Source organism: Arenibacter algicola, from assembly GCF_000733925.1.
GTDB lineage: Bacteria > Bacteroidota > Bacteroidia > Flavobacteriales > Flavobacteriaceae > Arenibacter > Arenibacter algicola.
Genome location: NZ_JPOO01000001.1, coordinates 336,667 through 361,659 on the forward strand (window position 1 = coordinate 336,667; position 24,993 = coordinate 361,659).

Sequence of the window (24,993 nt, forward strand, 5' to 3'; positions counted from 1 at the left end):
GATAAAGCTAAAATAATATTTTTGAAATGTTATGACCTAATAATTGTAAGTAGTATATCCGATAATTGGTATTGCACTTTTGGGAGTGGCTGTTGTCCCTGCTAATCCCCGTTATAATAGTTGTTTTTAATGGAATCCATCATTATTTTTCCTTCGGAAATTGAGCTTACCAAATTCCAAAGATTTTCTGAAATCAAGGGCTTTAAGGGTTGGTTCAATTGTGGGATTTTCGGAAACACCTGTTGTAGTTTTTTGTCCCATACTTTGTAATATTTCAGGAGGTCATCCGGATATACCACCTTTCGTTTCGTGCCTTCATCAATTCCCCTGAAGGGTTGTGGTATGTTCAAATATCCATAGTCGTCCGTTAGTTGTTCCCCTACATGGATATCCCTTATGGCTACCTCAAAATCATAGGCTGTGGTAAGGCAGTTGGAATTAAAACTGTGGTTTACATATCTGGCGTTGTCCCAGCAAAGTATAAATCTTCCCTTGTTGTCCCTAAAGGTATAAGTATCCAATATGGACTGATAAATAGGTTCCAAGGATTCCAATTCGGCCGGGGTAAATTCGCGGTCCAACTTATCCAAAACCCAGGTTATGGTTCCGGCAGGAATAAATTCTGTGGCTACTACGCCATAGCCGATCTCCTTATTGATGAATTGTAATTCTGTTTTGGGATGAATCATTTTAACGCATAAAATAATCTCGTGAATACTGAATAGTTGTTTTCATTTGCATATCAAAATATATTTAAGAGATCCCTCTTTTAAACAATTTGACTAGCTAAATCCAAAGGGCAAAATATTTTTGGATTTGGCCCGATCAATAAGAAATGCAATAAAGAAAGATAGATAAAATTATCATTCGTTTTATAGCGGGAGAAAAATTAAAAAGGGGGGCATTTTAGGATAAATAAAGGTCGACCAATCCTTCCGGGGTGTCAACAAAAATAGTCTTGTTTTCACGGTCTACCTTAACTATAATCTCGTCCCTGACCGGAATAAGTAATTGTTTGTCGCCTTTTTCTATCTCAAATAGGGCTTGGGAAGTGGTGTCGTTAATGCTTTGGATAATTCCAATATTCCCATGGACCTTGTCTTCCATGGCAAAGCCAATTACCTCGTGGTAATAGAACTTATTGCCTTTTAGTTTGGGCAAAAATTTAAGTGGGAGGTATATTTCGGAGCCCATTACCTTGTCGGCGTCCGATTCATCGGCAACCTCCTCAAACCGTACGCGCAATAGGCTGGATTTGTGAAGTTGACTTTTTTCTATAAAAAAAGGAACCAGATTGTTTCCGAGGGAAACGAATACTGATTCCAATTTTTCGTACAATTCGGGTTCGTCGGTATCCAATTTAATGAGTACCTCTCCCTTAAAGCTATGTTTAGAAACGATTTTACCGAGGTAGAAACACTCTTCCTTTGTCATCGTTTTCTATTAGCTATTCTGTTTCTTTGGTCTCTTCAGGAGCTTCGGCAGGAGCAGCAGTATCTTCGGCTACTTCTTCTTCTGCAGCTGGTGCTTCTGCTTCTGCAGCAGCGGCCATACGCTTTTCGTTAACCTCTTTCTCGGCTTTCAAAGCTTTTGCTTTAGCATCGGCTTCAGCCTTGGCTAAACTATCTACTTTAGAACCAACAATATTTGCTTTTTCTTCCAACCAAGCATTGAATTTTTCTTCAACTTGCTCTTCGGTCAAGGCGCCTTTACGAACACCGCCCAATAAATGGTGCTTTAAAAGGACTCCTTTATAAGATAAAATTCTTTTTGCAGTTTCAGACGGCTGTGCACCGTTATCCAACCATTTTACAGAACTGTCAACATCCAATTCTATGGTTGCAGGGTTGGTATTTGGATTGTAAATACCTAATTTCTCCAAGTATTTACCGTCTCTTTTAGCGCGGGAATCCGCAGCTACTACCCAATAAAAAGGTTTTCCTTTTTTTCCGTGTCTTTGTAATCTAATTCTAACTGGCATATCACATTAATTTGTAGGGTGCCCGACCCTTGGTTATTAATTCTTTTTTCGCTAGGTTCTTCCTAAGCGGGTGCAAATATAATATTTCTTTTAATGTGGTTATCAAATATTTGGGCTAAAATTCAATTATTGTGCGCAAATGGCTTAACATTTCTTAAGAAAAGCTGTTAAACTCGGGCTAAAGTCGCCCTTGGATTTGGAGTTATATACAATTTTTATAGTTTGTTATAAGGGTTGGCGAAAGTCGCTGGCCAAAATGACTAATTAAAAATGAAGAGAGATAACATGAAGTATTCAGAAAAAATTTCAGACGGGTTAAACAACCTATTGGTAAAAAATTATGATGCCGAAAAAGGATTTAAATTGGCAATGGATAAAATAGATAATCCAACTATCAATACATTTTTAAAGGACAGGGCGGCCCAACGTGGAAAATTTGCCCAAGAGCTTAAAAGTGAAATTTTGCAATATGGGGAATTGCCAGAACAGGACGGAAGCATAAAAGGTGATATTCACAGGGCGTGGATGAATCTTAAGGCGGCCATGGCCTCCAATGAACAAGAACAACTGCTGGAAGAAGTAGAGCGTGGGGAAAAGGCAAGTCTTGAGGAATATAATGAGATTTTATATGATAAGGGAGTTGTACTTCCGCCATCCACGGAGAGTATGTTGAAAAGACATAGGGATGCCATTAAATCTTCATTGACTGTGGCCAATATCCATGAGCGAATAGCGTAGGACCTAATATTTTATAAATAGTATATTGGAACCAGATGGAAACATCTGGTTCTTTGCTTTTGGCAACGTTGATAACTCCTAATAAATGCCCTTTCCCTTTAAGTGCTATTTCCTTATTTTTACCACTTCCAATCCCATCACATAAACCCGCTCTATGTACCTTATTTTTGATACGGAAACCACTGGATTACCCAAACGTTGGGATGCCCCTTATACGGACACCGACAATTGGCCGCGCTGTATACAAATTGCCTGGCAGTTGCACGATGCTATGGGCAATTTGGTGGAAAGCCAGGACTATTTGGTGCAGCCGGATGGTTTTAATATTCCCTACGATGCGGAACAGATTCATGGGATTTCTACGGAGTTGGCACAGCAACAAGGGGTTCCGATCGGGGAGGTATTGGAAAAATTCAACGCGGCACTTTCCAAAACCAAGTTTGTTGTAGGCCAGAATGTGGGATTCGATCTAAACATTATGGGTGCCGAGTTCCACAGGTACCAGGTTGAAAATTCCTTACAGGAATTGCCGGTGTTGGATACCTGTACCGAGCATACAGCTCAATTATGTCAGATTCCTGGTGGACGTGGCGGTAAGTTTAAATTACCGACCTTAACGGAACTGCATCAATACTTGTTCGGTGAACCTTTTGGAGAAGCGCACAATGCTACAGCCGATGTGGAGGCTACTACCCGTTGCTTTCTTGAACTGGTGCGTAGAAATGAATATACGGCCGAGCAATTGGATGTGAAGCCCGATTATTTTAAAAATTTCTCCGAGGCCAATCCGCAAGAAATACAATTAATAGGTTTAAAGCACATCAACCTAAAAAAGGCATCAAAAAAAATAGCCGATGCCTTATGGGAGAAAGATTCTGGTGGAATTTCCAAGGAGGAAATAAAGGAAAATTTGGCCACTTTGGAAACGGCAAACTTTGCCCATCTCCATAATCATACACAGTTTTCCATTCTACAATCTACCATTAGTATTCCCGCGCTGATCTCTGCCACAGCAAAAGCTAAAATGCCGGCGGTGGCCATGACGGACCACGCGAATATGATGGGGGCCTTTCATTTTGTTAATGGGGTCATTAACCATAATAAGGGGGTTGTTGCCAGAAACGAAGAAAATTTAAAGCGCTATGAAGCCACTGTAAACGGAACCTTGGAAGAGGGGCAGGAGCCACTACAGGAACTTCCGGAACCAGAGGTGGAGATTACACCGATTATAGGGTGCGAATTTCAAGTTTGCGAGGATCACACCAATAAATCCCAGAAGGATAATGGGTATCAAATAGTAATGCTTGCCAAAAACAAAAATGGATATTTAAATTTGGCAAAAATGTCGTCCATTGCCTTTGTGGATGGGAAGTATTATGTTCCGCGTATAGATAAAAAGGTGATAGAACAGTACAAAGAGGATATCATTGTACTTACCGGAAACCTTTACGGGGAAGTGCCCAGTAAAGTTTTAAATGTTGGGGAGAACCAGGCGGAGGAAGCCTTACTTTGGTGGAAGGACACTTTTGGGGATGACCTGTATATGGAAATTATGCGTCACGGTCAGGAGGATGAAGATCGTGTAAATCAGGTCTTGATCCAGTTTGCCCAAAAGCACAATGTAAAATTGGTTGCCACCAACAACACCTATTATCTGGAAAAGGAGAATGCGCATGCACATGATATTTTGCTTTGTGTAAAAGATGGTGAAAAACAGGCCACTCCTATAGGTCGTGGCCGGGGTTACCGATATGGCCTGCCCAATAAGGAATATTACTTTAAGTCCTCTGATGAAATGAAGGACCTGTTCAAGGATATTCCTGAAGCCATTACCAACATTCAGGAAGTAATAGATAAGGTAGAAACATTTACCCTTGCCCGCGATGTCTTATTGCCTGCTTTTGATATTCCGGAAGAATTTAGGTTCGAAGAGGATAAATTGGATGGTGGAAAACGTGGGGAGAATAAATATCTCCGACATATCACCTATGAAGGGGCTAAAAAGAGATATGGTGAAATTACCCCTGAAATTGATGAGCGACTCGATTTTGAGCTTAAGGTAATTGAGAAGACCGGATATCCTGGTTATTTCCTGATCGTAGAGGATTTTATTAGGGCCGCACGTAATATGGATGTGTCCGTTGGTCCCGGTCGGGGATCCGCAGCAGGTTCCGCAGTTGCCTATTGTTTATGGATAACCAATTTGGACCCTATTAAGTACGATCTGCTTTTTGAGAGATTCCTAAATCCAGATCGTGTGTCCATGCCCGATATCGATATTGACTTTGATGATGAAGGCCGTGGAAGGGTAATGGACTATGTAATAGATAAATACGGTTCCAATCAGGTGGCCCAGATCATTACCTATGGTACCATGGCGGCAAAGTCATCTATCAGGGATACGGCACGTGCCTTGGATCTGCCGTTGGGGGATGCGGACCGTATGGCCAAGCTGATTCCCAATATGTCCAAGTTGAAAAAGATTATTGGGGTCGATGAAAAAACCTTAAAAGAAAAATTCAATAGCGAGGAACTGATCAAGATCAACGAGTTGCTGGCTATTTCCGAAGGTGAAGGCCTGGAGTCGGAAACCCTTAACCAGGCTTATATATTGGAAGGATCGGTGCGTAACACCGGTATACATGCCTGCGGGGTAATTATTACCCCTGATGACATTACCAAGTTCGTTCCTGTTGCCTTGGCGAAGGACTCCGATATGTATTGTACCCAGTTCGATAACTCTGTGGTAGAAAGTGCAGGCTTGCTAAAAATGGATTTCTTGGGGTTAAAAACTTTGACCTTGATCAAGGATACCGTTAAAATAGTAAAGGCCAAACACGGTATAGAATTGGATCCGGAGAATTTTCCCTTGGATGATGAAAAGACATACGAGCTTTTCCAGCGTGGGGAAACCGTTGGGGTGTTCCAGTATGAATCCCCCGGGATGCAAAAACACATGAGGGCTTTAAAACCTACCGTTTTTGCGGATCTTATTGCCATGAACGCCTTGTACCGTCCCGGTCCAATGGAATACATTCCCAGTTTCATAGCCCGTAAGCATGGTACCGAGGAAATTATATATGACCTGGATGCCTGCGAGGAGTATTTGGCAGAAACATACGGCATTACAGTCTACCAGGAGCAGGTAATGCTCCTCTCGCAGAAGTTGGCCGATTTCACCAAGGGTGAGGCCGATGTTTTGCGTAAGGCGATGGGGAAAAAGCAGAAGTATGTCCTGGATAAGATGAAGCCGCAATTTATAAAGCAGGCTTCGGAGAAAGGACATGCCGTAGACAAGCTGGAGAAAATCTGGAAAGATTGGGAAGCATTTGCGGCCTACGCCTTTAACAAGTCGCACTCTACCTGTTACGCATGGATTGCCTACCAGACCGCCTATTGCAAAGCGCATTACCCTGCGGAATATATGGCCGCGGTACTTTCCAATAACATGAACGACATAAAGCAGGTTACCTTCTTTATGGAAGAGTGTAAGCGTATGGGATTACAGGTATTGGGGCCAGATGTAAACGAATCCTACTATAAGTTTGCCGTAAACGATGCCGGTGCGGTCCGTTTTGGCATGGGGGCCGTAAAAGGTGTTGGCCGGGGTGCGGTGGAAACCATAGTTGAGAACAGAAAGAAAGACGGACCTTATAAATCTGTTTTTGATCTGGCCAAACGAATAGATCTAAGGGCGGCCAATAAAAAGGCCTTTGAGAACCTGGCGGTTGCCGGAGGCTTCGATTCATTTGGGGATACTCATAGGGCGCAGTATTTTTATGATGAGGGGGACGGAATTACCTTTTTGGAAAAAGCCATGAAGTATGGGGCCAAATTTCAAGAGAATGAAAATTCATCACAAGTTAGTCTGTTTGGTGAAGCCAGTGATGTTCAGATTCCGGAACCTGTGGTCCCGCCCTGTGAGGAATGGGGCACCATGGGAAAATTGAGAAGGGAAAAAGAAGTAGTGGGAATCTATATTTCCGGTCACCCCTTGGACGATTTTAATGCAGAGATTAAGGCCTTCTGCAATGCGAGCCTTTCCAATTTAAATGATTTGGAGGCTATAGTAAATAGAGAGGTCTCCTTTGCCGGGGTAATTACCGATGTGCAGCACCGGGTTTCCAAAAATGGCAAGGGATGGGCCATGTTTACCATGGAAGATTATACGGATACCTTTGAATTTAGAATGTTCGGGGAGGAGTATTTAAAATATCGTCATTTCCTGATGATCAATTCTTTTGCATATGTCAAGGTGTTTGTACGTGAAGGTTGGATGAACCGAGATACCGGAAAAAAAGGAGATCCCAGGATGCAGTTTAATATGATTATGATGCTGCAGGACGTTATGGAAACCTTTGCCAAAAAACTCACCATTAAGTTGGATATATCACAATTGAAGGAGGAAAGCATATTGGACCTTAAGGATACGTTGGTATCGCATAAGGGCGATCATCCACTTAGTTTTGTGGTGTATGAGATGGAGGAGCAGATAAAGGTAAACATGACCTGTAGAAAACAAAAAATCCAAATATCAAGTGAATTGCTTCTTCAGCTCAATGAAAAAGACGTACATTACAAGTTGAACTAAAGGTTTTAAACTAATATTATGGTCAAAATTCCACGCAAGTGCAATGTGATTAAAAAGAATAGGTTTTATCAATTTAGCCATAGTCAAAACGAATATAATCTTAGTAAGGAAAAGGCAAAATAATTGTCTAAATTTGTATAATATTTAAAAATAACGAAACATGGCATTAGAAATAACAGATGCTACTTTTGATGAGGTAGTTTTAAAAAGTGATAAACCAGTAGTAGTGGATTTTTGGGCAGCATGGTGTGGTCCTTGTAGAATGGTAGGTCCTATTATCGATGAGGTAAGTACCGAGTATGATGGTAAGGCCGTTGTTGGTAAGGTAGATGTGGACGCCAACCAAGAGTTTGCTGCTAAATACGGCGTAAGAAATATTCCAACGGTATTGGTGTTCAAAAATGGTGAAATCGTTAACAGACAGGTTGGTGTTTCCCCTAAAAAGGTATATACCGATGCTATTGATGCATTACTATAGCCTTCACTGATTCCCTAAGGGGAATATAAATGATAAAAAAATCCTGCTGTTAGCGGGATTTTTTTATGCCTAATTTCCAATAAAAAGGGTGGAAGCTCCAGAAAATAGGGGTTGATTACAGCGTATTTAATATGACCTCCCAATTTTTGGGAGTTTCTATTTTCCGATAAGTCAATATCTTCATTATCTTAGCTAAATGAACCTACAATCCGAACTACATAAGGCAAGTTTGTTCCAGAATCTGGAATTATTGGCAGGTCAGGTAGTGGAAGGGTTTATCAGTGGTATTCATAAAAGTCCCTTTCATGGATTTTCCGCAGAATTTGCCGAGCATAAAATCTACAATAATGGGGAAAGCACCAAGCATATAGATTGGAAGTTGTTTGCAAAGACGGATAAGTTATATACCAAGCGTTACGAGGAGGAGACCAATTTACGCTGTCATATGATCTTGGACAATTCGGCCTCCATGTATTATCCAGAGGTTGGTTCTTTGAGTCTTGACAACCTTAATAAAATTGGTTTTGGGGTCCTGGCCATTGCCTCGTTGATGAACATACTTAAAAGACAGCGGGATGCGGTGGGCTTAAGTGTATATAGCGATCAATACAATTTCTATTCTTCGGAAAAGAGTAGTGAAAGGCATCACCAAATGTTGTTGGCCAAATTAAGCGAGATTGGTCAGGAAACAAAACCGGCCAAGCAGACCGAGACCTATACCTATTTGCACCAGATTGCGGAAAAATTAAAAAGAAGAAGTTTAATTGTACTTTTTACGGACATGTTTCAATCTTCCGGGGATGACGGACAGTTGTTCGATGCACTGCGGCATATAAAGTACAATAAACATGAGGTTATCCTTTTCCATATCATGGATAAGGAAACGGAATACTCCTTTGATTTTGAAAATACTCCCAAGCGTTTTCTTGATGTGGAAACAGGGACCCATATTGATCTTTATGCCGATTCTGTAAAAGAAGCCTATGAAAGGGAGGTGGGATCCTACTTCACAGAATTGAGACTAAAATGTGCCCAATATAAAATTAAATATGTGGAGGTAGATGTAAAGGATAGTTTCTCCCTGATAATGAACACCTTTATGGTGGAGCGCCAAAAATTTATGTAGAAACTTGCATTATTTTTATAAAATTGTTTGTGCAATTAAATAAGGGGTGTATATTTGCACTCGCTAAACGCCACGGTTCGGTAGTTCAGTTGGTTAGAATACCTGCCTGTCACGCAGGGGGTCGCGGGTTCGAGTCCCGTCCGGACCGCTAATAAAACAAGGCCTTCACAGATGTGAGGGCTTTTTTAGTTTCTCGTTTATAAACTATTTATAAACATCCAAGGGTTTAGTATTCAATATTTTAAAGAATATTAAAAAGTCATATCTTAAGTCAATATAACGGATCAGTCGAGCAAAGCAACAAAAAGAGAAGGGGAAAAGGTTTAGGTCTATAATCGGAGATTTATAAATAAATATAGCTTTCGGCTTTAAGTTGATACTCCTGAACGAATACGGGTCCTTAGCCTTTGCTGAATTTCTTCATAGATTTGTACATCTACATTTTCTGCTATTTCGAGCGTAACGGCCAAACCATATTTGACAAAAGTACCGTGGCCCAATTTGCTTGCATCTTCCCTGCAATTTATTTTAATATTTAATGAATCCCCATCAACAAAAACATCGGCTTTATCTCCTTCCATGATATCATGTTGTACAGTTCCTGACTGAGCTGCATTAAAGTCATAAGAGAGCCGTTTTAATTCGAGGTGACCATTACGCTTTGGATTATCAAAGTACAAATGGGCAGATCTGTATTTTCTCGTTTTAAAATTCAAGGGACTATGATAAGACAAGGTAACCGTAAGTCTTTTTTTTATTTGTTTTTGACTTATGGTGGTTGGAAGCGGAAAACTATACAAATGGGCATTACCTTTTGAAAGTGCACCATAACCTAGCAACGTAACTCTTTTGTCTGTGCAGTAGAGAATCCTTTCTGGGTCAATATTGCCGTAACCTAGGTACGGTAAAGTGTTTCTTCTGATAGTTTTATTCGCTACTCCTGGCTGATTTTTTACAATCTCTAGCAGTTTTTCGGAACCTTTTCCCCAACCTGCACTGTGCACCAACAAACTTTTAATCAACACAGTTAAATAGTTACTATCCAGAAGTGAACCGTCGTCCAAGGTAAGCGTTGACAGAACTTCGTGCAATTGAACTGCCAGTCTGGAAGTCAGAGCAGCGGAGTTGCTTGTTCCACATAAATATCCTATTCCGTCAGTTCTTCCCTGTTGGGATGGCATAGCCACTTGGCTTCCTGGAGGATTTGCTGCCGAAACGGAGGATTCCATACGCAATATAGTCTGGGCAGGATTTGGTTGTATGGGAGCTTTACGGTATAGTTTTCTTCCGCCCGGCATTAGTATATCCGGCTTTATGCCCTTGCGATAACCAAAACCTATTCTACTTATAGGAGAGGGCAATTCTGGAGAATCGATGACATCTTTTCTTTGATGAAGGTTTCCGGGATTAGAATAATCGCGATGTGTCGCTCCTACCGTAAGATTGTTGATGCTTTCGGATGGGGTCAATATTTTGCGGTTATAGTTGGTTTTGACTATTTCTTGTAGTACAAGGTTCTCAATTTCTTCAATGGAAAGACCATCAAATTCTTGTTCACCTACATTTAAAACTAGTTGTTCAACATAATTTCCTGCACTAATGATAAAAAGGAGGTCAAATTCATACGCTAGCCAATCGAGAAGTTTTGCCCAAGAACTAATATTGAAATGAAATGGTCTGAAAGGATCACCAATGGATAGATTGATAAATCGAACTTTTGGGGCTGTAGGTGCATTTCCATTTTCCCCTACTTTCATTCGTAGTACTGCCCTGTGTATCAAATCAAGTGGGAGTCGGTCATCTGGTAAGGCCTCTTCTTGAAAGTGAGGCAATGAATTTAATTTCATTATGGGCCTCACGTATATCGGTGTATCCAGAACAGCAGAGTTCGGAGCGTTTAAATCTCCATGAAGAATAAGAGAAGCCATAGAAGTTCCGTGAATTCGCGCGTTACTTAGATAATTGGTGGCAAATTCATCGGGGTCATCGACAATCAATCTATTTCTGAGCAATTGATGATTTTCCAATGGCATACCATCGAAAAGTGCTACTACAGGCTCTCTGTTGGTTTTATCAACTTCTACGGTTTTAGTGGTTGGAAGAAGTTCATTTTCTTCTGGAACACGTAATACAGTTTGGCCGACCGGTCGAAAAAATAGAATCTGCTGACTTTTAAGAAATAACACATTGCTGTTTTCGGTTAAGTCATCAAAGGACGCTATCGGGGCTTGGGCAATGAAAGCATGGTAGCCAATCTCAGGAATCATTGTCCTTGAGTTAAGGACACCAAAACCCTCTTGAATTCCAAGTAGAGCGATAACCTCGTTGTAGGCGGCCAAGTTTCTATTTTTATCATCCTTGTATGCCAATTCAATTTCAAAGCGAACATAATCAAAATGGAATGATTTCATTTCATCGATATACTCCTGAAGGCCAGTATCACGAATCCTATCTGCCACTCCATAAGGTCTTATATCCCTTAATTGTTCGAAAATAGTTCTGAACTTTGTAGTACCGCGTTTAAAGTGCTGGTTTTCACTTTCCTTTTGGTATTCGTTCCAGTACTTTAGAAGTTCTTGCAGTGCCCGCTGATTGGTCATTGTAAGATAGAAACGGGTGTCAATGGGCTTATCAGTCGGTTTGTCTTCTTTATCTTTGACATAAAACTCTAGGTCGGCTTCAAGCTCTGCCTCAAATTCCGCGAGAAACTCCATCCCAGGAGTATGTTGGGCAGCCTTGAAAAATTCATCTATTTCACCTGCTGTTTCTAGCACAAGGACCATTTCAGGGATAATATTGTCGATAGAGGATTGTAAGGAGGCTGTTTGGTTAGCAAGCACTGTATCTAATTCGGTGATTCTCGGACCATGTTTGGTAATCTGACTTTGTTTATCTGGGAATCTAATCGAACCGGGACCGCCGGACTTGTTCGACCTTTGTGCCGTGGCAGGGGAAGGAAAAATCAATAAAGGCTTTTTACTCATTTTTCAAAGAGTATTTCTTTTCCATTTCATCCAAACATTCGTCCACGACCCGCTGAACGTTTACCTCAGGAAGTGATAATATATATTTTCTTTCTAGGGCCAGTATAAATTCTTCAACTTCTGAAAAGTTATTTCCAACTAGTTTTGATGCTATTTTGGAAATAGGATATTGTAAATCGTATTTTACCTTAGCCTGAAATTTTCGCAACCAGAGTTCAATCATATCCTTATCCGGTGCTTCAAGTTCCAAACGTATTTGAAAGCGTCTCCATACCGCCTTATCAAGAAGTTCTGGATGATTGGTGGCTGCGACGACTACCACATAACTTGGAAGTCTATCAATTTGTAATAGTAATGAACTGACGACCCTTTTTATCTCTCCTGTCTCATGAATATCGCCACGTTCTTTGCCTATAGCATCAAACTCATCAAAAAATAGGACACATTCCTGTGTTCGTATAAAATCAAACATAGCCTTTAATCGGCTAGCTGTCTCGCCAAGATAACTACCAATAATTCCATCGTAGCGGATAACATAAAAAGGGACCATTAAAGATTGGGCAATAACCTCAGCTAAGGAGGTTTTTCCATTTCCAGGAGGACCCGCTAGTAAAATTCTGTTTCGCGGTTCTAGATTATAGGATCTTAACAAATCACTCCGTAAGTGCTCTTGGATAAAGTCTTGGATTACTTTTTCATTGCTATCATTAATAATGACATCATCCAACGATTTGTTGGGGTAGATTCGATACAAAAAGTTGTCCAGCTTTTCATCCAGTAAACGACTCTGGATAGTTGTTTTGGTATTTGTTCTGTTTGACTCATTCAGTGCCTCCGTAAGCTGTTTTGCCACAACATGATGCTGTTTGCTCTTTTCTTCGGCAATAATGGACTCGACCACTTTTTTGAAAAGGGTCATATTACCATTTATCCCGGATTTGACAAGTTTTAAAAGGAGGTCCGCTCTAGCCATTTGATACAAATTTATATAATTCCTAGGACAATCAGCTTTTTTTAGTTTATCCTAGGTTGATTTTTTGTTGGGCCTGCCACCTGCGGAAGTTCAAAAACCTTCCACTTCAAGACTTCCCGAGCTAACCGCTGCGCCGGTTCGCATTCGGGATCTTTTCGTTCCATTTTTTTGAACCCCCTCGCGGCCGCGCAAAAACCCAAGCGGCGGAAAGGCCGCTTGTCTTTTTCTCTCCCTAGTCACAAATTTGAACATTTCCATATTTCCTTCCATTTTTTCAACACCATATTAGACCATTTAAATCTACTATCTAGACCCATTTGAAGCCATATGTATTCATATGTTTTTGAAGTATAACATATTGATAATAAGTTAGTTAAATTCAAAATTAATATGCTAAATTTATCTATGAAACAGATAGCGAGGTGCATTCTAAGTAACTTAGAATTGTCTACTTCTGACGAAGTGTTTTGCTTTAAAAAGCAACGAAAATGGAACAACGAAAAAGAGGCCGAAAACGATTGGGGAAAATGAAACGGTACCATAACGTGATGCTACGGTTCAACGATACGGAATATGAAGGATTGAGGAAAATCTGCGAATCCTATGACTTGGATATTTCGGAAAGAGGAACGATAAGTCCGTTGTTGAGAAGATTGGTTTTGCACAGCGAAGCAGAGGAAAAGGATAGGCTTCCCGATACTTCAAATCTTGCCTATCATGTCAACAAGATAGGAAACAACATCAACCAATTGGTCAAGATAGCCCACCACAAGAACCTGAGAAGTCCGAACAGTAGTTTACAAAATGAAATACAGAAGACCAATGAACTGCTGCATAACCTTATAGAAATTACAATAATGGAACAAACAAGTTGATAGCAAAGATCAGTTATGGAGAAACCTGTCAGGGGACATTGAACTATGTCTTCGGAAAAGAAGGTATGCGCGTACTCGGTTACGGCAACACATTTTCCCAAAGCATATCGCCAAAGTTTTTCGGGAGCGTGCTGCACTTTCAGGGACAGCGCAACGCCACCAAGAACCGCTATGCCCATATCAGCCTGAACCTTCCCCATAGCGAACACCTTGATGACGGTACGTTTTTTAAAATCTCCGAAGAATACATGCAAGAAATGGGCTATGGGGAACAGCCCTATGTAGTGGTACGGCATAATGATACCAAGCACGAACACGTCCATATCGTATCCACTATCGTAAAAGAAGATGGAAAAGTGCTCGAAATCTTCAATAGCCATAGAAGGAGCATGGCTACACGGCAGCACCTGGAAAAGAAATACCGCCTGTCAAAGGCACCGACGACAAAACAGAAAAGACAACTCCCGATATACCGATTGCCCGAACTACAGTTCGGTATGGATGTGGAAAAAGGAACGAAGTTCTATTTACAGGATGTACTGAACGGCATCAACCAAAAGTATAAGGTGCGGAGTTTCGAGGAACTGGCGAAACTTGTTAAGCCCTATCATATCGAATTAAGAACCACCACAAGCGAAACGGGAAGGATAGGAGTAGCCTATGGCCTGAACAACCAAAAAGGCTATCGGACAAGGTTCATAAACGGGTCCGCCGTACACCGAAAGTTGAGCGGCCCGAAACTGCAAAAGGTCTTCGATACACATTCCAAATCCAAAATGTTGCCCATGCACCGCAAAAGGCTATTAAAACAGATCGAGACCACCTATGGTCTTTTCAAAACCATCCAGCCGAGGGAACTGGAAAATGTCCTGAAGGAGTATCAATGCATCGACATAAAATGGGAGGAAAGCCAAGACGCCATCGAGGGTTACACCATCTATGACAAATCGGGGTATGTGTTCACAGAAAGGGAGTTGAGCCCGAACATTAGAATGCAGAACCGTTTGGATATTTTTGGGAACGTTAACGAACCCACGAAAATCGATACCGAAGGTAAACAGTTCAAATTGGAAATCCAAAAAGTGATAAAAGAGGCATTGACCACATCGTATCTGAAATCCCAGAAACAGAACGGGTTGCTCTCGGAACATATCATGACCAGGAATTTCTGCAATATCGTTCCGAGCTTGATGGTTTCAAATAACCATAATTTTTTGGAAGGATATTTCCCAACAAATCAGAGAAAAGAATTCAGGAAAGCGGTAGAAGATGCGTTTCCTATGGTCAGGGAAAGGTTATGCGAATTGGAAACGAAAAAGGAAAAGGAAGCCTTGGAAAACAAGTTCCAACTTATCGGTGATGTACTAAAAAAAGAAATTTTCGAGGTGGGTACAAAAGAGGGAAGCGTTCGTCTTCTGTTCCAATCCTTGGGCGTAAAGTACAATGAGAACAAATTGTCCTTCACCAATTCGAACAGGCATACGGTTCCTGTTCCGTTAGGACGTTTGCCTATCCCCGAGAATATGGAAAAATATGTATCCTCGGGATTCGTCCGTCAAAACCATTTGATGCTCCAAATGCTTTTGGAACGGTCTTCCGAAAACAGTCCCAAGTTGACGGCATTGGCCATTTTTCTGCCCATGATTTTTCCGAAACTTTATGAAAAAATGAACCCAGTTTACAAAAAACAATATGAAATGGTAGCCTTGGCTCCCTATATAAAGAATGCGGAACGGATGCATGCCCCGTTCGAAAAATCCCCGAAGGACTATATCGCCCTTTTCAATGCGAAAGGCTTCTATTTCGTAAAGGGAGAAAATGGATTTGAGGTAAAATCCATTTACACTGAGTACGAAACAAGTTACCCATTGTCGCAAAGGACAAGTCTTTATTTGAGTTCAATTCCCGATTTGACCACAACATTGAATAAACAAGGACCCATCATCCAAGGGTTGGTTCAAGATGGTCGGAACAACCTAAAGAACCTATGGGCGGGGCACCTCATGGAAAGGGGAGTCTACGATAAGGTCACTTTCATGCTAACGAGCGAAAAAGCCTACCCGAACCTGCATCGGGAGATGGTACAGCACCATATGGACAATGGGCTACGGCAGAGCCTTGTTCAAGTATCCGAAAGGCAATTCAGTATCCAGCAGAACCGAAGGCTCAGAAAAGGAGTTTATACCGTTAGTTCGTTGTTGGGCGTTGGCGGCAAGAAAACTGAAGAGGTCTTTAACGGTTTTAAGAATGAGATGACAGACTGGTCGAAATATAAACGTAAGAGTAGAGGATTTTCATTTTAAATTTTGTTTTTAGGCTTAGTTCCAAAAACTATTGTTTTATAAAAGATCTCATATTTTCTGACCATTTTTTCATCGATTGCATTACTGGCGGTTTACTACCCGAAGATAAACTGAGCGAAGTAGAAGAACTCAAGAAACAACCTGATAGCAAGGTTGAATTTAAGAGTGATGGTATCAATGACGCAACTGTATTGGCGGTAAACGATGTAGAAATCGCAATGGGCGGTCTAGGTAGTGATGTTGCCATTAAAACAGCGGATGCCATCATTCGGACCGACCAAGCGAGCAAGATTACAAGGGCGGTCAAAATATGCAATTACAGCAATGTTTAATTGTTCAGGTTCATTACCTTATTGATTGTTATCAAATCGTTTTTGTTAAAGTCAATCATATCCCGCTTTAATAAAAAACTATAGTCCATAAGTTCATTTACAAAAAGAATGGATGGTTTGCTGAAATGGGTACCAGCCATACCCATGGAATCCATTTTTTCCCTGATGGTAACCCCAACAAAAAACCGGCCTCTTTGTCCATGAACCTTCATGCCGTTTCGCAAAGAGGTATAGACCGTAATGCTATTTGTGGCCATATACTTTGACTCGAAGTCAAAGACATTGACCAACCATTCATGAGTAAGGTATATTGGGATGTACTTTAATTTGGAACCCTTTACATCTTTGCTTTCCCAGAGGAGGATTTCCTGTAGAACCGCTATGTCCACTATCTTAATTCGTTGTTGGTTGTTGTCATAAATGAGGTGGCCAACTTTGAACTTATCACATAAAGTGGTACGGTAACTTCGCTCTGGTTCAACGTAATTCTCAATATCGTATTCTTTCATTTCCTTTTTATAAACGGTCGTTGGGCAATATTCTCAGATTACTTAGGAAAGCATTGGCCCACAATTAGGCCCGCTGCCACACATGTGATTCCAAAGCTTCCCTTGCCGGAGGATATTTGAAGTCAAACACTATTCCTTCATCCCCAGATGCTAACAATTGCGTTGCAAATTCATGATATTCATCTATAAATTCAGACGCCAAATTTCCTTTATCTTTCTTTTGCTTCATGTCGTTAAGAAAGTCCATGAAATTGGATCTGTTTTCGAAAATATCGTTTACAATACTTATGATGCCTAATTTATCCGCTCCATCGAATCCATACATACGTGGCGTTTGGATGAATTTGACCAAAAAGTGATCTAGGTAATTCTCAATGAAAGCGATAAAGATGTAGTTGGCCTCTAAGAACCGTTCCTTTCTTGAGGTTCGTGAAGATGGGCCCGTTGGGTCCCACTCCGTGACCAAACAATTACTGTAGTAGTTCCAAACGTCACCGTCTGGTACGGTGACCTTCTTAGTGTAATTTTTAAAACTGTTTAGAATGTACTGTTTAATTTCCTTTTTAGACAGAATCCAATTCTCTCCATGATAATGACTGTACCACCAGTTAAGCAGGTTTGCGCAAAACATTGTTGAATATTCTTTGGAATGCATTAGGTTCTCAACGAAATCCTTTAGTTTCTCTCTTTGTCCATCATAAAACTTATTGGACACTATGTTGTCATGATCTCCTATTATATTTCTTAAACTAACTGGGTCATAACCGTAATAGCCCATATGGTATTTATCATTTTCTCTTTCCATACTTGCCAGAAAGAAGGTGGCCTTTATAATCTTCTCGAATGATTTCCTATCCGGCAGCTCATACGTTTTCACTTCATAAAATCGTGCCCGTACCGCATCCAATTTCCCCTGTTCCTTCCATTTTGAAATGGTATTTTGTATACTGTCCAAGTCCTTTTCAATCTCTGTATTGAATACCAGTTCCGATATTTCGTGTTCCTCCAAAATGTCTTGAAAATAGCGATAATAGTGCGATGAAAATACGATGGAGAGATGGCTTTTCGATCCATACGTATTGTTCCTGAAAATATCAGACACCAGTTTTTGTAGGTCTTTAAGGGAATCCCCATGGATACGCAGGACTTCTGTGGCATGGATTCCCAACCTTGAATCCTCAAACTTGAGAAAACGGTTCCTGTACTCGTTTTTAGTTTCCCCTTCATAGGCCAATTGCCTGGCATCCCTATGTACTCCGCTGGCATTGCTTGTATTTTGTGAGGGACTCAAATAGTAATGTGGGTCCAAAAATAGCACTCGATATACGTCGTAAAACTTGAATTTTAAAAGTTTAATATTGAGATAGTCTTTAAAGTCCACCTCTTGTTCTATTTTCTTGTATTCGCTCAGAAAATTTTGAAGAAATCGTTTCACGTCCCTAATATGCTTCAGGCAAAAATCTCCTTTATCTCCCGTCAAGGAACGCATCGTATAGCCAAAGTAATTGTCAATTTCCTTTAGTCTAGAAGGCAGTTCCTCTTTTAAACGATCTGAAAGGAACTTCTTAATCCTGGCCTCGGTAATCGGCAAGAGGTTTTCTTCCTTCAGGAAAATCTTTTCCGCGAACTTTTCGTTCTTGGGTATACCAATTTTATTCAAGGATTCTGAAATATAGGTCTTGTCATAGGCCACCAGGTAAATGAAGTTATCAAAGTTTGCGGTATTCCGAATCAATTTCAAAATCTCAAATACTTCATCCGCTTTCAAGCGGTCCATATCATCGAGAACGATTAAAAACTTTTTACCCAACCTTTTCAGGGAAGTATTAATGCGTTTGAAATCTTCCGTGACGCTGTCATTTTTTCCAAAATCCAGCAAATGCCCTAAAAATTGGAAAAGGGAACTAGGGCTTAACTTTAATATGTTTCTGGAATACTTGCCCATATCCATGTAGAGGTCATAGCTTTCAGGTCTAATTTTTAATCGTAGAAGTTCAAAGAACTCTTGGATTATAGTGGTCGTGCCCAAGTTCAACCATGGATTAAAATTTAGTACCAATAAATCCCCTTGCCCTCTTTTCTCCAGTTCCCGCTCCACCAAATTCAAAAATGAGGTCTTGCCCGACCCCCATTCACCGGTAACGCCAAACGCTATGGAATGTTTGTTTGACGCTGCAATTATCTCATCGGCTAATAAGCGTACCTTCGGCATGCGTTTCAAAATGTCCTCCTCCTCATCGTCTATGGGTTCGTCAAGCAGTCCGGCAGCCTGGTCCGCTGTGGAATTCTTATTCCTCATCATTCGCTGTAGGAACGAAACAAGAACAAGCAGAAGACCATATCCCATTACCATATCCAAATAGGTAATTCCTGGAAAGGAAGAAAAACCTGTGAGCGTATATGTGTTTGCGAAAAATCGGTAATGGACATAGCATCCCAGGATAAACACCAAGGTTGCCACATAACCCCTGCCCATATCGGTACGTTTGGTAAATTTCCGCCAGCTATCGTACAGCATCCAAAACAAGAAACCCAGAAGGATAAAATCAACCGATAGGCTGGATTGGACTTGGCTAAGGATTGGGTCAACCACTATAGCGTTGAACATCCGTTCCAATGGGTCAAGAAAAACAATGACCAGTGCCGTGACCACCAAGAGGATCCGCGTTTCTTTCTTTATGATATGGTTGGCCGACCTAGTTTTCATACTTCAAATATAACCTTATGTTGCTGTCCATTAAAATTACTTTGTGGAAATTGCTCGTTCCGTAAGCGGCTTACTCCTTTCACGATGGAACCATCCGGACCTGTCAATTTCATCTATTGTAACTGCTCTCCAAACGGGACTATTGCGCTTTCTATTTGGACTTGGATGTATTAAAGGAACCGGATTTTGCTATTGAAGGCCTTTGGATGATACGAATTCATCCAGTCCTTGTTTTTTAGCTCGGCCTGGTTAAGATTGTCGAGTATGGCGTACCGTTCAATGAGGGGCTTGAAATTTTCACCTTTCTCCGTTAGACCGTTGAAGAAGAGCAGGAGTAGTTCATAATCGGATAGTTGGGCCCTGATAATGGCGGCATACTTATATTTTTCCGCTTTGATCCTTTCCGTCTCCTCAATTTTTTTGCCTAAACCAGGACTAGCATTTTCAGCGGTGGTATTATGGCTAAAGTCATACTCATCAATCATCTTGAAAATCCGGTACAGGTTTCGATAGTAATGGGCAAAATCCGTTCTCCGCTCGTGGAACATTTCCTCATACACCTTATTGGGGTCCTCGGTGCCTTTCTTCAATTTCCTGTTCATGGCTTTAAACCGATTTCGGAATACATCCCTTCCTATAATGGTACTTAGTGTATACTCATTTTTAGGACTCGGTTTAATAGTCAAATCGATGTCATTCACAATTTGATGATGTAGCGAGACCATATTGAAAAAGGTATTCTCAAACAATTGTTGTTTCAAGGTGGCGTTCTGCTGTTTGAATTCTTCCCTTGTTTGCTGTAGCTCCTTACGCTGATGTTCCAATTCTTTGCGCTGCATCAATACGGTTACGATTAAAAACCCAAAAGCAAGTGCTGAAAACAAGGCATTGGCCGCACCAAAGCTATCTCCAAATTGCGCGGCCGTTGGCGGCAACTCATGCCAATGTCTGTTCAGTAGCCAGAAGCCTATAAAAATCAATAGAACAATTCCAATCGCTATACCGATCCACTTCCCAATATTTGTTTTTTCGAATGATTTATCTTCCAATTTTTTCGTATTTTTTTGATTTCTTGTCTGCATTTCTTTCTTCCTTGGTAAAACACTTCGAATTGCCCTAATTGTTTAATTTTCCAATTCTAATATCGTCCTCTATTTTTAGTAAGATAAGTACGATTACCTTCAGTAGCAAGTAGTAGTCGTGCTTATGTCTTTCTTCAGATAAGGTGTTGGTGCCATGCAAGTAGCTGTTCCTTAAATCGTAACCGTTTGTGCAATCCCTTTTATTCAAATAATAATTTAGATATCGCGCTTCCTCCCGGGTAAATAAGGTGTTTTGGACAATGAACGTTCCTTCTTTTATCATACGATCCAATTCCTCCCGGACAAACCTCGGATAGCGCCAGAAATTTAGTCCCTCGTTTCGGTGCAGTTCCCTAATGATGTAAACCAAAGTAATCCTTTCAATACTCACCTGTTTATCCTCATTGATGCACAAATAGCCGTCCTGAATCATATTCTGGATAAGGCCCTTTTGGAAATTGGCAAAGTCCTCCATGAAGATTTTTTCCTTGGTCAATAAATCGAATAAGTTGTTGTATTTGCTCTTGTATTTTTCCGTGTAAAACAAATGACTCTGGTCTGAGAAGAATAAGTGTTTCAGTTGTAAAATCAGATTATCCTCTGAGTATACATATTTTTTGCTGGATTGGCTTTTGATTTGTTCTATTGCTATCGGCCGTGAACTCCAATGAATCAATTCAAGGTCGATTAGTCCATCTTCGGCCAGGAGCTGGTATTGTCTGAGCAGAAAATCTACATCGGGCAAGACCGTGCGCATACGCTCCAAATAGGTAGCCTTTGAGTCCCTTATTTTAAATACGAATTCGGCTCCTTCAATGAGACCATTTACATGGACCATAAAAACATTGATAAGATTTTCTATTTTGCTGTCCTTACTTTCTAAGTAACTATTTAGAATATGTAGTTGCAAAAATGACAGGTACTCCTTTCTTGTGAACGCTTCCCCGATTTCGTATTCGTTTTTTGATTTTAAGGATATTCGCTCAAGTACGTCCAATTCACTTCTTTTGCTGACCAATAAAATCATGGAAGTGTCGTCGGTATATTGAAAAAGATGTTTGAACATACTGAACAACTCGACATCATCCTCGATACGGTCCAAAAACTTTGCACCGTAGGTAGTCTCGTACAAACCTTTATCATACTTGTATTTTACAGGTTCTTCCTGATCTTTATGGAGTCCCACCTGTACCCTGATGCTCCAGGCATGGCCCTTCTCGAAAATCTCATTGTTCATTTCCTGAGACCGCCTCTTGGCCTTTAGTCTTGTTTTTCCCGATAGCCTCAAATTATTGGAGTCCTTGGAATTTTCCACCAATCGAACGTAGTTCAGATTGGCATCCTCATGTTCCAGATAGGCACTGATAATACCTTCTTTGTCCTGTAAATCAAGACTTTTTGGAAAATGGTAATTTGGCCGGTCCTTATCGGATTTTTGCTCCTCGAACTGGGTCAACAATAGTTCAGCCGAACTTTTATAGCACAGCAGAAATTCCCTGATTGTGGCATCGAACCTCTTAACGATATTCCTTTGGGACAATACAAAATCGATATGTCGGGAATGCTTGTATAGTACCCTCTTGAACGTTGCATCCGACAATTTTTCATAGCTCTTCAACGTATTCAGCAAACGCCAAAACTGTTGATGGTATGGATACTCTAGGCTTACAAGCGTTGCATCAACATCTTCGTTATTGATTGTAAGCAGTCGTTCCTTAAGTAATCGCCAATTATTCTTCAGGGTCGTTTGGTATCCTTCCATGTCATGCACACTCCACTTGGGTAGAAACAGGTTGTTATCAAAATGCAATTGGATATTATAAATTTCCAGTAAGTCATTAATTGAAAATTCCGCATCCGGACTATAATTGTCCAAGATTTTTTCTGCCTTTATGAGGGAATGCTTGGAAGCCATATCTTCTTTCGAATAAAACACTACCCTACCCACTATACAAAGAATTAATTGTTCTTTCCATCTTTTTACTGCTCTGAATCCATCCCTCTTGGAACACTAAATTGGGCAATCATTGCAGCCCTCAATGTTATCTTTTTGGTTGGCTTGGACTACCATTAATGGAAGGTACAAAAATGTCCTTAAAATATTTGTTATGCAATAGAATTCGGAAGGATTCTTTGTTGGCGTTTTGCCCTGCTTTCTTATGGCTTACATGCCACAAGAGGGTTACTTCTTGGATTTTTCAAATCGGAAGGCCAAGCCCTTCGTTGTTTTCGGGGCAGCAAAAAACAGGCATAGCATAACCCACTTCCCATATTGTACTACGCACGGAGGAAATCAAACAAACACCCCTTAAAATGAACCAAAGGTTTCAATTCGAAAAGGGAAACTCATTAACCCATCTGTAAAAAGCGGATATAAAAACCACGTGTTATGAGCAGTTTTAGAAACCATGTACAGTTGATTGGGAACATCGGGAGCGACATCACTATCCCCGATTTGGAAAGTGGGAAAAAAGTTGATGCACTTTTCCCTTGCCACCAATTAGTATTACCGAAATGCCAAGGGGAGAAAGGTAGTTTACTAATGGATGATAAGCTCAACGAAGTGGAAAAAATTAAAAAGCAGCCCAATACCAAAATTGCTTTTAGGGGCGATGCATTAATAATGCCCCTGTCACAGTAGCTAGCGGTGTGGGTATTCTAATGGGTGGGCTGGGCAGCGATGTCACAATAGAGACCGTAGACGTTATAATCCATACCGACCAACCGAGCAAGATTTCTCGAGCTATTTAAATAGGTCGTTCTACCCGCAGCATTTTTATCGCAAAATTCTGGTTTGGCCTATGCGGTAAAAATTATAGTGTTCATTCTGGGTACAGACAGACTTACCACTATGTGGGAAGCCGTTTTCGCCATTGTGGCTGTGAAGTTGTTAGAGATATTGAATACGGAAAGGTTGCAGAAAATGCGGTGGAGCAAAATTTTGTGGTTAAGGAGAAGAAGAAAAAGCGAAACTTAATTTGGCGCGTGAAGAAAAAAAAGTACACAATTCAATAAAACTCAAGACATGATTTTCGCATCGTAATCATCAAGGACGTTGGTTTCAAAAGAACTTAGATAGGCTTGGGTCATGGCCTCGGTAGTATGCCCTAGGCTGTCTTGTATCACATTGCTGGGAGCACCGCTTCTTTTCAGAATATTGGCGTAGGTGTGTCTTGCACTGTAGATAGTGAATTTTGGAAGTTCAAGCCTTTCAGCCAAACGCTTTAGGTAGATGTTCTGTCTTTTTCTTTTGTTTTTTATGGTTTCGTGGATTTGATCTTGAGAAAAATCCCTAGTAAGAATGGGAATTACAAAATCATCTTCTTTTATTTTCCCATTGCTATAAGTAAGTAGGATTTGCTTTAAGGCAGGGGTAATTTTAATGGAAAACATTTTGTTTCTTGTTTTGGATCTTATGTACATTATCCGCTCCAAGTCACCTTGAATATTATCCCCTTTCAAAAAAGCCATATCCATCCAGTTCATTCCCCGCAAATAAAAAGAAGCCATGTATAGGTCACGAGCTTTGGCCAAATGGGATTCCTCAACCGGAGCATCTTTTAAGATTTCCAATTGCTCTCTATTCAAAAACTGTCTTTTCGGAGTTCCGTTCTTTATGGAATAATCATTAAAGGGATTGTGATTTTCCTTAGCTAAACCATGCTTAATAGCCTTCTTATAAACCGATCTGAGTGTTCTAAGGTATACGCTCAGACCTCCTGCAGTATTTCCGGAAGCGTAGTGCTGTGTCTCCAACTTCTTTACAAAGGCATAGTTAATTTGACGAAAAGGAAGGGAACTCTTTCCGTGGAATTTTTCTATTTTATTTCGCAGGGTCTTATAGATTTCAGCATTGCCATATTTTTGGCCCTTTTTCAAATCTTGTATTAAGGTATCAACGAAACTGAAAAAGTCCATGTTGCCAACTGATTTTCCTTCAATTTCTTTTTTGAGGGACGACATGGAGAGGCTTTCTATTTTACCATCTTCTTCCAGACGGGATACCGTGTCAAAAATCTTCTTCAATTTTTCTTGTATGCCATTGTTAAGCCGCGTAATATTTGAAGCTATTTTACTTGAAGGTCTAATCCGTTGGTTCTTTGCATCGAAGTCTTTCTTGGCCATGTTATAACCTAGCGGCAGATATATTGATTTTCGATTGTAAGTAACACGAATTACCAACGGAAAAGTTCCATCCTGTTTTTGGCGTACTTTATTGAGAAGGACCTTTGTGGTTAGCATTTGTTTATAAATTTATAAACTATTTATAAACAAATATAGGTATTATTTGGCTCAATATGGTTTTGTGTAATT

General features: G+C 40.5%; 16 protein-coding genes, 1 tRNA gene and 3 pseudogenes. 10 read left to right on the forward strand and 10 right to left on the reverse strand.

The genetic code is table 11. The features are described 5' to 3' along the window. Positions 1-101 precede the first annotated feature (101 nt). The 3 genes from U735_RS0101420 to U735_RS0101430 all read right to left on the reverse strand — a co-directional run bounded on the left by U735_RS0101420 (position 102) and on the right by U735_RS0101430 (position 1,981). Positions 102-689, reverse strand: a complete 588-nt coding sequence (locus U735_RS0101420; RefSeq protein WP_031442121.1) for an SET domain-containing protein — start codon at positions 687-689, stop codon at positions 102-104. 217 nt (positions 690-906) lie between these two features. Further along, a complete protein-coding gene (rimM, locus tag U735_RS0101425; RefSeq protein ID WP_031442122.1) occupies positions 907-1,434 on the reverse strand; it encodes a ribosome maturation factor RimM in 528 nt (175 codons plus the stop codon). A gap of 13 nt (positions 1,435-1,447) precedes the next feature. Continuing rightward, positions 1,448-1,981 (reverse strand): 30S ribosomal protein S16, encoded by a 534-nt coding sequence (locus U735_RS0101430; RefSeq protein ID WP_031442123.1) that lies wholly within the window; start codon positions 1,979-1,981, stop codon positions 1,448-1,450. A gap of 270 nt (positions 1,982-2,251) precedes the next feature. Between U735_RS0101430 and U735_RS0101435 the strand changes: the two genes are divergently transcribed. The 5 genes from U735_RS0101435 (at position 2,252) to U735_RS0101455 (ending at position 9,062) form a co-directional block, all read left to right on the forward strand. Next, positions 2,252-2,719 carry a ferritin-like domain-containing protein gene (locus U735_RS0101435; RefSeq protein WP_232233144.1) on the forward strand — a complete coding sequence of 156 codons (468 nt, stop codon included), beginning with the start codon at positions 2,252-2,254 and terminating at the stop codon, positions 2,717-2,719. A gap of 154 nt (positions 2,720-2,873) precedes the next feature. Next, positions 2,874-7,310, forward strand: a complete 4,437-nt coding sequence (dnaE, locus tag U735_RS0101440) for a DNA polymerase III subunit alpha (RefSeq protein WP_031442125.1) — start codon at positions 2,874-2,876, stop codon at positions 7,308-7,310. Positions 7,311-7,470: 160 nt separating this feature from the next. Next, positions 7,471-7,788, forward strand: coding sequence for a thioredoxin (gene trxA, locus U735_RS0101445; RefSeq protein ID WP_031442126.1), 318 nt, complete (start codon positions 7,471-7,473; stop codon positions 7,786-7,788). A 196-nt stretch (positions 7,789-7,984) separates the two neighbouring features. Beyond that, positions 7,985-8,914, forward strand: coding sequence for a DUF58 domain-containing protein (locus U735_RS0101450; protein ID WP_031442127.1), 930 nt, complete (start codon positions 7,985-7,987; stop codon positions 8,912-8,914). A 74-nt stretch (positions 8,915-8,988) separates the two neighbouring features. Beyond that, a tRNA-Asp gene (locus U735_RS0101455) sits at positions 8,989-9,062 on the forward strand. A gap of 220 nt (positions 9,063-9,282) precedes the next feature. On the opposite strand, the gene U735_RS0101460 is transcribed toward U735_RS0101455, so the two are convergent. After that, positions 9,283-11,898 (reverse strand): S8 family peptidase, encoded by a 2,616-nt coding sequence (locus U735_RS0101460; RefSeq protein WP_031442128.1) that lies wholly within the window; start codon positions 11,896-11,898, stop codon positions 9,283-9,285. Beyond that, a complete protein-coding gene (locus U735_RS0101465; protein ID WP_031442129.1) occupies positions 11,891-12,871 on the reverse strand; it encodes an AAA family ATPase in 981 nt (326 codons plus the stop codon). Before U735_RS0101465 ends, U735_RS0101460 begins: the two co-directional genes overlap by 8 nt. Positions 12,872-13,359: 488 nt before the next feature. Here U735_RS0101465 and U735_RS0101475 point away from each other — a divergent pair, with 488 nt between their 5' ends. The 3 genes and pseudogenes from U735_RS0101475 to U735_RS25870 form a co-directional block, all read left to right on the forward strand. Continuing rightward, positions 13,360-13,746 (forward strand): hypothetical protein, encoded by a 387-nt coding sequence (locus tag U735_RS0101475; protein WP_031442131.1) that lies wholly within the window; start codon positions 13,360-13,362, stop codon positions 13,744-13,746. Next, positions 13,743-16,049, forward strand: coding sequence for a relaxase/mobilization nuclease domain-containing protein (locus tag U735_RS0101480; RefSeq protein WP_031442132.1), 2,307 nt, complete (start codon positions 13,743-13,745; stop codon positions 16,047-16,049). The genes U735_RS0101475 and U735_RS0101480 overlap by 4 nt, the downstream gene beginning before the upstream one ends. A 71-nt stretch (positions 16,050-16,120) precedes the next feature. Then, a pseudogene (locus tag U735_RS25870) lies at positions 16,121-16,360 on the forward strand (heavy metal translocating P-type ATPase); the annotation flags it as partial. Positions 16,361-16,377: 17 nt separating this feature from the next. Here the strand turns inward: U735_RS25870 and U735_RS0101490 are convergent. The 4 genes from U735_RS0101490 to U735_RS0101505 form a co-directional block, all read right to left on the reverse strand. Beyond that, on the reverse strand, positions 16,378-16,890 hold the full coding sequence (locus tag U735_RS0101490; protein WP_031442133.1) for a hypothetical protein: 513 nt from the start codon (positions 16,888-16,890) through the stop codon (positions 16,378-16,380). 64 nt (positions 16,891-16,954) lie between these two features. Next, on the reverse strand, positions 16,955-19,597 hold the full coding sequence (locus U735_RS0101495; protein WP_031442134.1) for a KAP family P-loop NTPase fold protein: 2,643 nt from the start codon (positions 19,595-19,597) through the stop codon (positions 16,955-16,957). 170 nt (positions 19,598-19,767) lie between these two features. Next, the gene (locus tag U735_RS0101500) at positions 19,768-20,679 is read right to left on the reverse strand and encodes a putative phage abortive infection protein (protein WP_031442135.1); all 912 of its coding nucleotides are present in this window, start codon (positions 20,677-20,679) and stop codon (positions 19,768-19,770) included. Between the two features lie 34 nt (positions 20,680-20,713). Next, complete coding sequence (locus tag U735_RS0101505; RefSeq protein WP_031442136.1) at positions 20,714-22,594, reverse strand: hypothetical protein; 1,881 nt, start codon at positions 22,592-22,594, stop codon at positions 20,714-20,716. Positions 22,595-23,068: 474 nt separating this feature from the next. Between U735_RS0101505 and U735_RS25170 the strand changes: the two are divergent. Further along, a pseudogene (locus U735_RS25170) lies at positions 23,069-23,180 on the forward strand (single-stranded DNA-binding protein); the annotation flags it as partial. Positions 23,181-23,206: 26 nt separating this feature from the next. After that, a pseudogene (locus U735_RS25175) lies at positions 23,207-23,656 on the forward strand (heavy metal translocating P-type ATPase); the annotation flags it as partial. A gap of 41 nt (positions 23,657-23,697) precedes the next feature. On the opposite strand, the gene U735_RS0101525 reads toward U735_RS25175, so the two are convergent. After that, positions 23,698-24,921, reverse strand: coding sequence for a site-specific integrase (locus tag U735_RS0101525; RefSeq protein WP_031442138.1), 1,224 nt, complete (start codon positions 24,919-24,921; stop codon positions 23,698-23,700). Positions 24,922-24,993: the final 72 nt, after the last annotated feature.

What these genes read in the sequence shown, in the direction of transcription:
- U735_RS0101420 (WP_031442121.1), bottom strand. Translation starts at nt 689, where the DNA reads ATGATTCATCCCAAAACAGAATTACAATTCATCAATAAGGAGATCGGC.
- rimM (WP_031442122.1), bottom strand. Translation starts at nt 1,434, where the DNA reads ATGACAAAGGAAGAGTGTTTCTACCTCGGTAAAATCGTTTCTAAACAT.
- U735_RS0101430 (WP_031442123.1), bottom strand. Translation starts at nt 1,981, where the DNA reads ATGCCAGTTAGAATTAGATTACAAAGACACGGAAAAAAAGGAAAACCT.
- U735_RS0101435 (WP_232233144.1), top strand. Translation starts at nt 2,252, where the DNA reads ATGAAGAGAGATAACATGAAGTATTCAGAAAAAATTTCAGACGGGTTA.
- dnaE (WP_031442125.1), top strand. Translation starts at nt 2,874, where the DNA reads ATGTACCTTATTTTTGATACGGAAACCACTGGATTACCCAAACGTTGG.
- trxA (WP_031442126.1), top strand. Translation starts at nt 7,471, where the DNA reads ATGGCATTAGAAATAACAGATGCTACTTTTGATGAGGTAGTTTTAAAA.
- U735_RS0101450 (WP_031442127.1), top strand. Translation starts at nt 7,985, where the DNA reads ATGAACCTACAATCCGAACTACATAAGGCAAGTTTGTTCCAGAATCTG.
- U735_RS0101460 (WP_031442128.1), bottom strand. Translation starts at nt 11,898, where the DNA reads ATGAGTAAAAAGCCTTTATTGATTTTTCCTTCCCCTGCCACGGCACAA.
- U735_RS0101465 (WP_031442129.1), bottom strand. Translation starts at nt 12,871, where the DNA reads ATGGCTAGAGCGGACCTCCTTTTAAAACTTGTCAAATCCGGGATAAAT.
- U735_RS0101475 (WP_031442131.1), top strand. Translation starts at nt 13,360, where the DNA reads ATGGAACAACGAAAAAGAGGCCGAAAACGATTGGGGAAAATGAAACGG.
- U735_RS0101490 (WP_031442133.1), bottom strand. Translation starts at nt 16,890, where the DNA reads ATGAAAGAATACGATATTGAGAATTACGTTGAACCAGAGCGAAGTTAC.
- U735_RS0101495 (WP_031442134.1), bottom strand. Translation starts at nt 19,597, where the DNA reads ATGAAAACTAGGTCGGCCAACCATATCATAAAGAAAGAAACGCGGATC.
- U735_RS0101500 (WP_031442135.1), bottom strand. Translation starts at nt 20,679, where the DNA reads ATGCAGACAAGAAATCAAAAAAATACGAAAAAATTGGAAGATAAATCA.
- U735_RS0101505 (WP_031442136.1), bottom strand. Translation starts at nt 22,594, where the DNA reads ATGGCTTCCAAGCATTCCCTCATAAAGGCAGAAAAAATCTTGGACAAT.
- U735_RS0101525 (WP_031442138.1), bottom strand. Translation starts at nt 24,921, where the DNA reads ATGCTAACCACAAAGGTCCTTCTCAATAAAGTACGCCAAAAACAGGAT.